We start from the raw sequence: 12513 nt of genomic DNA, 5'->3' as shown, positions 1-12513 counted from the left end.
AGACATGCCGTTCACCCGATGCCGGGGATGAGGGAGAGGAGCAGGTCGATGATCTTGATCCCGACGAACGGGGCGATCAGCCCGCCGAGGCCGTAGATCCCCAGGTTTCTCCTGAGCATCCGGTCGGCGCTCGTCGGCCGGTAGCGCACGCCCCGCAGGGCGAGCGGCACCAGCGCCACGATGACCAGCGCGTTGAAGACGACGGCGGAGAGGATCGCGGACTCGGGCGAGGACAGGTCCATGACGTTGAGCCGGTCCAGGCTGGGGTAGGCGACCGCGAACATCGCGGGGATGATCGCGAAGTACTTCGCGACGTCGTTGGCGATGGAGAAGGTCGTGAGCGCGCCGCGCGTGATGAGCAGCTGCTTGCCGATCTCCACGATCTCGATGAGCTTGGTGGGGTTGGAGTCCAGGTCCACCATGTTCCCGGCCTCCTTGGCGGCCGAGGTGCCGGTGTTCATGGCCACCCCCACGTCGGCCTGCGCCAGCGCCGGGGCGTCGTTCGTGCCGTCGCCGGTCATGGCGACGAGCTTGCCGCCGGCCTGTTCCCGCTTGATGAGGGCCATCTTGTCCTCGGGGGTGGCCTCGGCGAGGAAGTCGTCGACACCCGCCTCCTCGGCGATGGCCCGTGCGGTCAGCGGGTTGTCGCCCGTGATCATGACGGTTTTGATGCCCATGCGGCGCAGCTCGGCGAATCGTTCCCGCATGCCCTCCTTGACGACGTCCTTGAGGTGGATCACCCCGAGGACCCGGGGGCCCGCGGCGTCCGCCACGGCGACCAGCAGCGGGGTGCCGCCGGCCGTGGAGATCCGCTCGGTGAGCGTCCTGGCCTCGGCGGAGGCGCGGCCGCCGCTCTGCTCGACCCAGGCGACGACGGAGCCGGTGGCTCCCTTGCGGATACGGCGGGTGGCGCCGTGCTCCGTGAGGTCGACGCCCGACATCCGGGTCTGGGCGGTGAAGGCGACCCACTCGGCGCCGGCCAGCTCGCCCCGGCCGCGCTCGCGGAGCCCGTACCGCTCCTTGGCGAGGACCACCACGGACCGGCCCTCGGGGGTCTCGTCGGCCAGCGAGGAGAGCTGGGCGGCGTCCGCGAGTTCGGCGGCCGTCACTCCGGCGACCGGGACGAACTCGGCGGCCTGCCGGTTGCCGAGGGTGATGGTGCCGGTCTTGTCCAGCAGGAGTGTGGAGACGTCCCCCGCGGCCTCGACGGCCCGGCCCGACATGGCGAGCACGTTGCGCTGCACCAGCCGGTCCATGCCCGCGATGCCGATCGCCGAGAGCAGGGCGCCGATGGTGGTCGGGATGAGGCAGACCAGCAGGGCCGTCAGCACGATCAGGGACTGGCCGGCGCCCGCGTAGACGGCGAACGGCTGGAGGGTGACGACGGCGATCAGGAAGACGATCGTGAGGGACGCGAGCAGGATGTTCAGCGCGATCTCATTGGGCGTCTTCTGCCGGGCCGCGCCCTCGACCAGCTTGATCATGCGGTCGATGAAGGTCTCGCCGGGCTTGGTCGTGATCGTGATGACGACCCGGTCGGAGAGGACCTTCGTACCGCCGGTGACGGCCGAGCGGTCGCCCCCGGACTCGCGGATGACGGGCGCGGACTCACCGGTGATGGCGGACTCGTCCACGGAGGCGACCCCCGCGACGACGTCCCCGTCCCCGGGGATGATGTCCCCGGCCTCGCAGACGACCAGGTCACCGATGCGCAGCTCGGTGCCGGGCACCCGCTCCTCGGCGGGGCTCGCGGGGTTCCTCTCCACAAGCCTGCGGGCGACGGTCTCGGTCTTGGCCCGGCGCAGGGTGTCCGCCTGCGCCTTGCCGCGCCCCTCGGCGACGGCCTCCGCCAGGTTGGCGAAGATCGTGGTCAGCCAGAGCCAGGCGGCGATGGCCCAGCCGAACCAGTCCCCCGGGTCGGTGAGGGCCAGGACGGTGGTGAGGACGGAGCCGGCCTCGACCACGAACATCACGGGCGACTTGACCATCACCCTTGGGTCGAGCTTGCGCACCGCCTCGGGGAAGGACGTGATCAGCTGCTTGGGATCGAACAGACCCCCGCCGACGCGGCCGTCCCCCGGGCCGTGGCCGCCGGGTATGTCGCTGTGCGGCGCACGGGTCGGAGTGGCAGTGGACATCGGATCCTCGTGCTCGGGACGGGCGCTCATGACCCCAGCCCCTCGGCCAGCGGGCCCAGGGCCAGCGCCGGGAAGTAGGTCAGAGCGGTGACGATCAGGATCGTGCCGACGAGCAGCCCGACGAAGAGCGGCTTGTGGGTACGGAGGGTGCCCAGCGTCTCGGGCACCGGTTTCTGTTCGGCGAGCGAACCGGCCAGGGCGAGGATGAACACCATGGGGAGGAAGCGGCCGAGCAGCATGACGATGCCGAGGGTGGTGTTGAACCACTGGGTGTCGGCGTTGAGCCCGGCGAACGCCGAGCCGTTGTTGTTGGCCGCCGAGGTGTACGCGTACAGGATCTCGGAGAAGCCGTGCGCGCCGGAGTTGGTCATGGAGTGGCCCGGGGTGGGCAGGGCCATGGCCGCGGCGGTGAAGCCCAGGACCAGCGCCGGGGTGATCAGGATGTAGAGCGCGGCGAACTTGATCTCGCGGGTGCCGATCTTCTTGCCCAGGTACTCGGGGGTCCTGCCGACCATCAGCCCGGCGAGGAACACCGCGATGAGCGCCATGATCAGGATCCCGTAGAGGCCGGAGCCGACCCCGCCCGGCGCCACCTCGCCCAGTTGCATGCCGAGCAGGGCGATGCCGCCGCCGTAGCCGGTGAACGAGGAGAGGAAGGCGTTGACCGCGCCGGTGGAGGTGAGGGTGGTGGCCACCGCGAAGATTGACGAGCCGCCGACCCCGAAGCGGGTCTCCTTGCCCTCCAGGGCGCCGCCCGCGTCCTGGAACGCGGTTCCGCCGTGGTGGAACTCCGTCCACAGCATCAGGGCGGTGAAGCCGATCCAGATCACCACCATGGCGGCGAGGATCGCGTACCCCTGCCTGACGCTGCCGACCATGCGGCCGAAGGTGCGGGTCAGGGCGAACGGGATGAGCAGGATCAGGAAGATCTCGAAGAGGTTGGAGATCCCGTTGGGGTTCTCGAAGGGGTGGGCGGAGTTGGCGTTGAAGTAGCCGCCGCCGTTGGTGCCCAGCTCCTTGATGGCCTCCTGGGAGGCGACGGCGCCGCCGTTCCACTGCTGCGAGCCGCCGGTGAACTGGCCGACCTCGTGGATGCCCGCGAAGTTCTGGATCGCGCCGCAGGCCACCAGGACGATCGCGCCGACGACGGCGATCGGCAGCAGGATCCGTACGGTGCCGCGCACCAGGTCCGACCAGAAGTTGCCCAGCTCACCGGTGCGGGAGCGGGCGAAGCCCCGTACCAGCGCCACCGCGACGGCCATGCCGACGGCGGCCGAGAGGAAGTTCTGGACGGCGAGGCCGCCGGTCTGCACGACGTGGCCCATGGCCTGTTCGCCGTAGTACGACTGCCAGTTGGTGTTGGAGACGAAGGACGCGGCGGTGTTGAACGCCTGGTCCGGGTCGATGGAGGAGAAGCCCAGCGAGCCGGGCAGTCCGCCCTGGACCCGCTGGAGCAGGTAGAGGAAGAGGACGCTCACCGCGGAGAAGGCGAGGACGCCGCGCAGATAGGCGGGCCAGCGCATCTCGGTGGTGGGGTCGGCGCCGATGATCCGGTAGACGGCTTTCTCGACCCTGAGGTGCTTGGACGAGCTGTAGACGCCTGCCATGTAGTCGCCGAGGGGGCGGTACGCCAGACCGAGGGCGACGGCGAGCGCGACCACCTGGAGCACGCCGGCGGGAACGGGACCCATCACTCAGAACCTCTCCGGGAAGAGGAGGGCGAGGACGAGATAGCCCAGCAGGGCGACGGCCACGACCAGGCCGGCGATGTTCTCGGCGGTCATAGCTTCGCGACCGCCTTGGCGATGAGGGCCACCAGCGCGAAGACCGCGATCGTGGTGACGACGAAGGCCACGTCGGCCATCGTGTGCTCCTAGATGATTTCCGGGAAATGTGACTTCCTGAGGAAACCTCCTGTGCGGAGCGGTCCCGCGATTGTTGACGGCTCCCATACGTCCCCGGGCGCCGGCTTGACGGACTCCTTACGGACGCGCCCGTGATCGCCGGGGAAGGACCCGGGACCGGCATCCGAGAGGCAGGGGAAAGGCCGGTGGGCCGCACCCCTGGGAAGGGGTGCGGCCCACCGGCCACACGTCGGGCGAGCTGGTACGGCGGAGGTCAGCGCACCTCGGTGATCTCGGGACCGCGCTGGAGCGAGCCCATGCCACCGGAGAAGCGGGATCCTTCCTGCTCCTCCTGCTGGACACCCTCGGCGACCATCTGCGCGTCGTCGGGCAGCTTGAGGACGATCGGGTCACGCGGCGCCATCGGTCCGTCACCGCGCACGACGACGGTGTCCCGGAAGATCTGCTCCAGGAGGCCCGCCGCCTGGGGCTGGACGGCACCCTGGCCGGAGATCACCCCGCGCAGGAACCAGCGGGGGCCGTCGACCCCGATGAAGCGCACCAGCTGGATGCCGCCGGTGCCGTCCGGCAGCTGTACGGGCACCTGGGCGCGCAGCTCCCAGCCCAGGGGGCCCTCGACCTCGTCGATGACGCCGCCCTGCTGGGTGATGCCGGAGGCGATCTCCTCGCGCACCTCGCCCCAGATGCCTTCCTTCTTGGGCGCCGCGAAAGCCTGGAGCTGGACCGCGCTGTCGCGCAGGACGATGGTGGCGGCGACGATCGCGTCACCGGCGACCTCGACGCGCAGCTCCATGCCGTCGACCCCGGGCACGAAGATGCCGCCCAGGTCCACCCGGCCCTCGTCGGGCTTGGAGACCTCCGAGATGTCCCAGGGGCCGTCGGGGCGGGGGGCCGGGGGAAGATTCACCCGGCGGGAGCCCGACGCGGCCTCGCTGTCGTCCGCGTCGGCGCCGTCAACGCCGCCAACGCCGTCGAACTGCTCGGCCTCGCCTGCCGCGTCCGCCGCGTCCTCTGCGGAACCACTCTTCTTGCGACCGAACACGTTACTGTCCTTCCCGGTCTGATACGACCGAAGCGTATCGATTCCCACCCTGTGCGCCGCCCACGGAGGCGTGGCCCCCGGTGGACCCGAAGCCCCCTTCGGCCCGCGCGGAGCCGGGAAGCTCCGCCACCTCGTGGAAGCGCACCTTCTCGACCTGCTGGACGACCAATTGGGCAATCCTGTCCAATCGTTCGAACCGCACACCCTCGCGCGGATCGAGATTGACGAGGATCACCTTGATCTCTCCACGGTACCCGGCATCCACGGTCCCCGGGGCATTCACCAGGGCGACACCGCAGCGGGCGGCGAGCCCCGAGCGCGGGTGCACGAAGGCCGCGTACCCGTCGGGCAGGGCGATCGACACCCCCGTCGGCAGCACGGCCCGCTCACCGGGGGCCAGCTCGGCGGCCTCGGTGGTCACCAGATCGACCCCGGCGTCGCCGGGATGCCCGTACGCGGGCAGCGGGACCTCGGGATCGACCCGGCGGATCAGGACGTCAACGGGGGGACGGCTCATGGGTTCACCTCGGCGGCGCGGGGGGCGCCCGGCGTGGTCCGCCGGTGGCGGAACAGCGGCGGCACGTTACTCACAGCCGCAGACCTTACCCGCGCGGTGGTCCCCGGACAGCACCGTGCCAAGCTTGCGCCCATGGAGCCATCCGCCACGCGCTACGACGAACGTCTGACCGCGCCCCGTTCCTGGTGGGCGATCGCCGCCCTCACCGGGGTCGCGGGCGGTCTGATCCTGCTGCCTCTCGGACCACTGCCGCTGCTGGGCGGAGTGATCGTCGCGGGGGCCTTCGCCGCCGTGCTGGTCAGCTCGTACGGGTCCGTGCGGATCCGGGTCGTGGCGGACTCCCTCGTCGCGGGCGACGCCCGGATCCCGGTGACGGCGCTCGGCGAGGCCGAGGAGCTGGACGAGGAGGAGGCGCGCGCCTGGCGGCTGCACAAGGCCGATCCGCGGGCCTTCATGCTGCTCCGCAGCTATGTGCCGACCGCGCTGCGGGTCACGGTCACGGATCCGGACGACGCGACTCCGTACCTCTACCTGTCCACCAGGAACCCGCGGGCGCTGGCGGCGGCACTGGAAGCGGTACGGACGGGCTGAGCACCGCCACCGGGGCCGGCCGGCTCGGACGGCCGGCCCGGGGCCCGGGCGGCGGGCTCAGGGCCCCAGCTCCTTGGGCAGCTCCGGCGGCAGTTCCCTGGGCTGCTCCAGCGGCGGCAGCTCGGGCAGCGCGTCCCACGGCACCTGCCGGGAGCGCAGGTCCTTGCGGACGCGCCCCGCGACCTTCTGGGTGTCACGGCGGTTCATCATCGCGCCGACGGCGGCGCCGATCATGAACGGGACCAGGTTCGGCAGGCTGCGGACGGTGCGCTTCATGATCTGCTGGCGCAGTTCGCGCTTCATCCGGCCGCTCAGCGCGCTGTTGATCGTCGACGGACGCGTGACGTCGACACCGCGCTCCTCCGTCCACGCGGTCAGATAGGCGACGGCGCGCTCCTTGGTGGTGCCGGGCGGGCGCTGTCCGTAGACCTCGTGCAGCTCCGCGATGAGCTTGAGCTCGATCGCGGCGACGGCGGTGATCTCCGCCGCCAGCTCGGCGGGCATCGCGGGCGGCACGGGCAGCATCGCCGCCGCGCCGATGCCCGCGCCCACCGTCGAACTGCTGTTCGCGGCGCCCGCGATCAGCTTGTCGGCCAGTTCCTCGGGTCCGAGACCCGGGAACTGGCGGCGAAGCGTCGCCAGATCGCGGACCGGGACCCGAGGAGCGTTCTCGATGATCCGGTCGGCGAGATGGCCGAGCGCCGCCTTGGCGCCCACGCCTCCTTTGCGTACTCCCCGTGTGACGGCTGCCAGGCGCCGGCCCTTGGTCCTGGGGCCGTCGTGGTCGTCCTGGGCCGCTTCGAGCGAGACCCGGGGGTCTCGCTCGTCGTCGTCCGGGCCCGGAAGGGGCAGGAGAGCGGAGTGCTCGGCGGGAGGCTGAGGGCCTCCTGCCGGGCCTGAGCCGCTCTCGAACGCCTCCGGTGGACCCGCAGGGCCGAAGCGCCGTTTCCAAGACGGTGAGTCGCCTGTCACGGCCGGCCCTCCCTAGTCGCAGTCGCGGCAGATGGGCTGACCGTTCTTCTCCCTGGCCAACTGGCTGCGGTGGTGCACCAGGAAGCAGCTCATGCAGGTGAACTCGTCGGCCTGACGGGGCAGCACACGGACGGAAAGCTCCTCGTTGGAGAGATCCGCGCCGGGCAGCTCCAGGCCTTCAGCCTGCTCGAACTCGTCGACGTCGACCGCCGAGGTCGACTTGTCGTTCCGACGGGCCTTCAGTTCCTCAAGGCTGTCCTGATCGACGTCGTCATCGGTCTTGCGTGGGGTGTCGTAATCCGTTGCCATGTCGCTCTCCCCCTCTGGGTTTCTGTGGTGTCTCCAGCGCACGTAACGCGTGAGAGGCCGGACTTGTGCCCGACCTGAGGCGGAGATTTTGCCTCACATCAAGGTCTGTTACTCAATCGACACCCAATCGCACTCCTGCTGAGTGATCGACTGCGGGTGGCGAAGGGGACCGTACACGGTCCTGAGGTCGTGCTACACGGGCGCCACCCCGTGTACTTCCCGTGATCCGGGGCCCTGGAAACCCGGACTTTACCGGCTTTCCGAAGGTGGCTTGATCACAGAGAGTGGATGGGCGTGAATTCGACCCTGTGATCGATCACACAACCCCCAACCGGGCAGGGGCCCCGAAAATTCCGCGCAAAGCGAACAAAAGCCAGCCTCGTCCGGAATGCCGCGAGCAGCATCTCAGACCGGGAGGGTGACCCGCATCACGAGGCCACCGCCCTCGCGGGGCTCCGCGATGATACGGCCGCCGTGGGCCCGGGCCACTGACCGGGCGATCGACAGGCCGAGGCCCACGCCCTTGTCGCTGCCGGTCCTTTCGGTACGGAGCCGGCGGAACGGCTCGAAGAGATTGTCGATCTCGTACGCGGGAACGACCGGCCCGGTGTTCGACACCACCAGGACCGCCTGTCCCGGCTCCAGCGCGGTCGTGACCTCCACCCAGCCGTCCTCCGGCACGTTGTACCGGACGGCGTTCTGGACCAGGTTCAGCGCGATCCGCTCCAGCAGGACCCCGTTGCCCTGGACGACCGCGGGCGCCCGCTCCCCGCGGATGACCACGTTCTTCCCCTGGGCCTCGGAGAGGGTCTGGTCGACCGCGCGCGTGGCCACCTCGGCGAGATCGACCGGTTTTCGCTCCACGAGCTGGTTGTCGCTGCGGGCGAGCAGCAGCAGGCCCTCCACCAGCTGCTCGCTGCGTTCGTTCGTGGCCAGCAACGTCTTGCCGAGCTGCTGGAGTTCACTGGGCGCGCCCGGGTCCGAGAGGTGGACCTCCAGCAGGGTCCGGTTGATCGCGAGGGGCGTACGCAACTCGTGGGACGCGTTCGCGACGAAGCGCTGCTGCGCGGTGAAGGCGCGCTCCAGCCGCTCCAGCATCTCGTCGAACGTGTCGGCGAGCTCCTTCAGCTCGTCGTCCGGGCCGTCCAGCTCGATCCGCCGGGAGAGGTCGGAGCCGACCACGCGGCGTGCGGTACGGGTGATCCGGCCCAGCGGCGAGAGCACGCGGCCCGCCATCGCGTACCCGAAGGCGAACGCGATGATGCTCAGGCCCACCAGGGCGAACAGCGAGCGGGTGAGCAGGTCGTCGAGCGCCTGGGCGCGCTGGTGGTTGACGCAGCTGTTGATCGCCGCGTTGAACTCGTCGGGGGTGGGCCGGTCGTTGGGGAACGTACAGGTGTCGCTGCTCACCGACCCGGAGACGATCTTGAAGGGGAGGTTGCTGCCCACGTGCAGGGCCTGCGCCGCGAGCAGATAGATGATCGAGAGCAGCAGGATCCCGGCGATCAGGAACATCCCGCCGTACAGCAGCGTGAGACGTATACGGATCGTCGGACGCACCCACGGCAGCGTCTGGTCGGGCCGCCTGGGGTCCCAGGTGGGCTTCGGAGGTGCCGAGGGCGGCACCGGGTTGGTCGCCACCGGCGTCAGATCCGGTAGCCCGAACCGGGGACCGTGACGATCACGGGCGGTTCCGCCAGCTTGCGGCGCAGGGTCATGACCGTGACGCGCACGACGTTCGTGAACGGGTCCGTGTTCTCGTCCCACGCCTTCTCCAGCAGCTGCTCGGCCGAGACGACCGCGCCCTCGCTGCGCATCAGGACCTCCAGCACCGCGAACTCCTTGGGGGCGAGCTGGATCTCCTTGCCCTCCCGGAAGACCTCGCGGCGGTTCGGGTCGAGCTTGATCCCCGAGCGCTCCAGGACGGGCGGCAGCGGCACCGTCGTCCGCCGGCCGAGCGCGCGGACGCGGGCGGTCAGCTCGGTGAAGGCGAAGGGCTTGGGCAGGTAGTCGTCCGCGCCCAGCTCCAGGCCCTCGACCCGGTCGCTGACGTCGCCCGAGGCGGTGAGCATGAGGACCCGGGTGGGCACCCCCAGCTCCACGATCCGGCGGCAGACGTCGTCGCCGTGGACCAGGGGGAGGTCGCGGTCGAGCACCACCACGTCGTAGTCGTTGACCCCGATCCTCTCCAGGGCGGCCGCTCCGTCGTACACGACGTCGACGGCCATGGCCTCCCGGCGCAGTCCGGTGGCCACCGCATCGGCGAGCAGTTGCTCGTCCTCGACGACGAGTACGCGCACGGCGCTGTTCCTTCCTCTGGTCGCCCGTCACCTGGGATCAGGGCAGGTCGTCGCACTGGGTGTGCGCCCCCATCCTGCCCGCTACGCCCGTAAACCGGCGGTAAGACGAGACCGGGCCCCCGCCGCCGCACGGCCGGGCGCCCTCACCGGCCCCCACCGGGGACGACGGGAATACTCAGGATTCTTTGAAGAGTTGAGGTTTCTTGAAGACGGAGCCTGGGGAAAACGACTTCACATCCCGAGATCACGCCCTGTTTGTGGCATGTCAGGTCCCACAACTGCCCCCCAGAAGGCAGTGGGCGCGTGATCACCCGCCGTCGGCACACCCCCGTGCCATCGACCACGACGTCGGCACACCCCCGTGCCACTGACCCACGACGAGGGGGCGCAATGGACGCATTCACCGCAGGGCTGCTTCAGCGTATAAAGGCCACGGAAACCGATCTCACCCATGCCCGGGAAGCGGGAGACGACTTCCTCGCGGACGTCGAGCAGGAAGAGCTGGACGATCTGCGCCGGCTCGCCGCGGAACATGGCGTGGAGGTCGGCGCGGCCATCGTCTGACCGGCCCGTACGACAAATCGCGTACGACAAACCCCGTACGACGAATACCGACGCATACCACTGATGAACACTTCTGAGAAAACACACGAACCACACGCATCACATTGATGAACACACCAGAGAACAGCCCCGGTGCCGAGGGGACGGCGCCGGGGCTGTTCCGTGTGTCCGGGCGGCTCAGTCGTGCCAGGCGCCGTACTCCTCCAGCAGTGCCTGGAGCGGCTCGAACACACCGGGCGGGGCGGCCACCGTCAGGTCCCAGGCCGGCCGCTCGCCGGGCCGGCCGCCCGTGAGCGCGCCCGCCTCCCGCGCGATCAGGTCCCCGGCCGCCAGGTCCCACGGGTGCAGTCCGCGTTCGTAGTAGCCGTCCAGCCGGCCCGCCGCGACGTCGCAGAGGTCCACGGCGGCCGAGCCGCCCCGCCGGATGTCCCTGAGCCGCGGGATCAGCCGGTGGGCGACGTCCGCCTGGTGGGCGCGGACGGTGGTGACGTAGTTGAAGCCCGTCGACACCAGGGCGCGCTCCAGCGGCGGCGCCGGGCGGCAGCGGACCGGCCGGTCGTTGAGGAAGGCGCCGCCGCCAAGGACTGCCCGGAAGGTCTCGCGGCGCATCGGGATCTCCACCACGCCCGCCAGCCGCTCCCCGTCGCGCTCGGCGGCGATGGAGACGGACCAGGTCGGCAGGCCGTAGAGGTAGTTCACCGTGCCGTCCAGCGGGTCGATGACCCAGCGGATGCCGCTGGTGCCCGCCGAGCTGGCGCCCTCCTCGCCGAGGAAGCCGTCGTCGGGGCGGTGTTCGGTCAGGTAGCCGGTGATCAGCTTCTCGGCGGCGATGTCCATCTCGGTGACCACGTCGATGGGGCTGGACTTCGTGGCGGCGACGGCGAGGTCGTCGGGCCGGCCGTCGCGCAGGAGCGCGCCCGCCCGCCGGGCCGCCTCCAGGGCCAGGGCCAGCAGTTCACCCGCGAGGGGGTCGGTGGCCGGGGCGCCGGCGGGTACGTCGTGCGGGGCGTCGTGCGCGGGGTCGTGCGGGGCGTCGGTCACAGCGGGCTCCTTCAGGCGTACGGACTGTCGGCGCCCGCGGCGGCGGGCCGCGGGGCCCGGGCCGGGCAGCAACCGACCGGGCAGAGGTCGTGGCTGGGACCGAGCGCGCCCAGGGCGCAGCGCTCCACCGGCTGCCCCCGTTCGGCGGCGGCCCGCTCCAGCAGGAGATCGCGTACGGCCGCGGCGAAGCGCGGGTCCGCGCCCACGGTGGCCGAGCGGCGGACGGGCAGGCCCAGCTCGGCGGCCTTGGCGGCGGCCTCGGTGTCGAGGTCGTACAGGACCTCCATGTGGTCCGAGACAAAGCCGATGGGTGCCATCACGACGGCGGGGACGCCCTGTTCGCTCAGCGCCTCCAGGTGGTCGCAGATGTCCGGTTCGAGCCAGGGGATGTGGGGGGCGCCGCTGCGCGACTGGTAGACGAGCCGCCAGGGGTGCTCGACGCCGGTCTCCGCGCGGACGGCCTCCACGATCACCCGCGCCGCGTCGAGGTGCTGGGCGACGTACGCGCCGCCCTCGCCGTGCTCCTCCACGGGGCCCGAGGTGTCGGCCGCCGCGACCGGGACGGAGTGGGTGGTGAAGGCGAGGTGCGCGCCCGCCCGTACGTCCTCGGGCAGGTCGGCCAGGGAGGCGATCACGCTGTCGGTCATGGGGCGCAGGAAGCCGGGGTGGTTGAAGTAGTGCCGCAGCTTGTCCACGCGGGGCGGCTCGATGCCCTCGGCGGCGAGGGTGGCGAGGGCGTCGGCGAGGTTCTCGCGGTACTGCCGGCAGCCCGAGTAGGAGGCGTACGCGCTGGTGGCGAGGACGGCGATCCGGCGCCGGCCGTCCTTGGCCATCTCCCGCAGGGTGTCGGTGAGGTAGGGCGCCCAGTTCCGGTTCCCCCAGTAGACCGGCAGGTCCACGCCGTGGGCGGCGAAGTCCTCGCGCAGCGCGTCCAGGAGGGCGCGGTTCTGTTCGTTGATCGGGCTGACGCCCCCGAACAGGAAGTAGTGCTTGCCCACTTCCTTGAGCCGCTCCTCGGGGATGCCGCGGCCCTTGGTCACGTTGGCCAGGAACGGAACCACGTCGTCCGGTCCTTCGGGGCCGCCGAAGGACAACAGGAGGAGGGCGTCGTACGGGGTGGTGGGGTGCTGTTCGGGCATGTTTTGATCCTGCCATCCGCCGGGGGACGGCGGAC

13 protein-coding genes are annotated in these 12513 nt (G+C 70.7%); 2 read left to right on the top strand and 11 right to left on the bottom strand.

The annotated features are described in order from the left end of the window. Positions 1–11 precede the first annotated feature (11 nt). The 5 genes from kdpB to dut form a co-directional block, all read right to left on the bottom strand. Complete coding sequence (gene kdpB, locus ACIODU_RS16305; RefSeq protein WP_401768279.1) at positions 12–2138, bottom strand: potassium-transporting ATPase subunit KdpB; 2127 nt, start codon at positions 2136–2138, stop codon at positions 12–14. 26 nt (positions 2139–2164) lie between these two features. Beyond that, positions 2165–3829 (bottom strand): potassium-transporting ATPase subunit KdpA, encoded by a 1665-nt coding sequence (kdpA, locus tag ACIODU_RS16300; RefSeq protein ID WP_401768029.1) that lies wholly within the window; start codon positions 3827–3829, stop codon positions 2165–2167. Positions 3830–3832: 3 nt separating this feature from the next. Continuing rightward, positions 3833–3922: a K(+)-transporting ATPase subunit F gene (gene kdpF / locus ACIODU_RS16295; protein ID WP_167025832.1), complete on the bottom strand. Its 90-nt coding sequence runs from the start codon at positions 3920–3922 to the stop codon at positions 3833–3835. Between the two features lie 334 nt (positions 3923–4256). Next, entirely contained in the window at positions 4257–5045 is a 789-nt protein-coding gene (locus tag ACIODU_RS16290) for a DUF3710 domain-containing protein (protein ID WP_401768027.1), read from the bottom strand. Position 5046: 1 nt separating this feature from the next. Then, positions 5047–5562: a dUTP diphosphatase gene (gene dut / locus ACIODU_RS16285; RefSeq protein WP_327234087.1), complete on the bottom strand. Its 516-nt coding sequence runs from the start codon at positions 5560–5562 to the stop codon at positions 5047–5049. A 132-nt stretch (positions 5563–5694) separates the two neighbouring features. Here dut and ACIODU_RS16280 point away from each other — a divergent pair, with 132 nt between their 5' ends. Continuing rightward, complete coding sequence (locus tag ACIODU_RS16280; protein ID WP_401768025.1) at positions 5695–6153, top strand: DUF3093 domain-containing protein; 459 nt, start codon at positions 5695–5697, stop codon at positions 6151–6153. Between the two features lie 57 nt (positions 6154–6210). Here the strand turns inward: ACIODU_RS16280 and ACIODU_RS16275 are convergent, their stop codons facing one another. From ACIODU_RS16275 to ACIODU_RS16260, 4 genes are all read right to left on the bottom strand, one after another. Beyond that, complete coding sequence (locus ACIODU_RS16275; RefSeq protein ID WP_401768024.1) at positions 6211–7125, bottom strand: hypothetical protein; 915 nt, start codon at positions 7123–7125, stop codon at positions 6211–6213. Positions 7126–7137: 12 nt separating this feature from the next. Next, a complete protein-coding gene (locus ACIODU_RS16270; RefSeq protein ID WP_030350183.1) occupies positions 7138–7434 on the bottom strand; it encodes a DUF4193 domain-containing protein in 297 nt (98 codons plus the stop codon). Positions 7435–7839: 405 nt separating this feature from the next. Beyond that, positions 7840–9075 (bottom strand): sensor histidine kinase, encoded by a 1236-nt coding sequence (locus ACIODU_RS16265; protein ID WP_401768023.1) that lies wholly within the window; start codon positions 9073–9075, stop codon positions 7840–7842. A 5-nt stretch (positions 9076–9080) separates the two neighbouring features. Further along, positions 9081–9734 (bottom strand): response regulator transcription factor, encoded by a 654-nt coding sequence (locus ACIODU_RS16260; protein ID WP_161312429.1) that lies wholly within the window; start codon positions 9732–9734, stop codon positions 9081–9083. Positions 9735–10124: 390 nt separating this feature from the next. On the opposite strand from ACIODU_RS16260, the gene ACIODU_RS16255 reads away from it, so the two are divergent. Then, positions 10125–10298 carry a hypothetical protein gene (locus ACIODU_RS16255; RefSeq protein WP_401768021.1) on the top strand — a complete coding sequence of 58 codons (174 nt, stop codon included), beginning with the start codon at positions 10125–10127 and terminating at the stop codon, positions 10296–10298. Between the two features lie 177 nt (positions 10299–10475). On the opposite strand, the gene ACIODU_RS16250 is transcribed toward ACIODU_RS16255, so the two are convergent. Beyond that, complete coding sequence (locus ACIODU_RS16250) at positions 10476–11252, bottom strand: inositol monophosphatase family protein (RefSeq protein ID WP_356431394.1); 777 nt, start codon at positions 11250–11252, stop codon at positions 10476–10478. 98 nt (positions 11253–11350) lie between these two features. After that, the gene (locus ACIODU_RS16245; RefSeq protein ID WP_401768019.1) at positions 11351–12478 is read right to left on the bottom strand and encodes a ferrochelatase; all 1128 of its coding nucleotides are present in this window, start codon (positions 12476–12478) and stop codon (positions 11351–11353) included. Between the last annotated feature and the right edge of the window lie 35 nt (positions 12479–12513).

The sequence above is a fragment of the Streptomyces sp. NPDC088261 genome (assembly GCF_044740805.1).
Taxonomy (GTDB): domain Bacteria; phylum Actinomycetota; class Actinomycetes; order Streptomycetales; family Streptomycetaceae; genus Streptomyces.
This window is presented reverse-complemented; position numbering and strand designations above follow the sequence as displayed.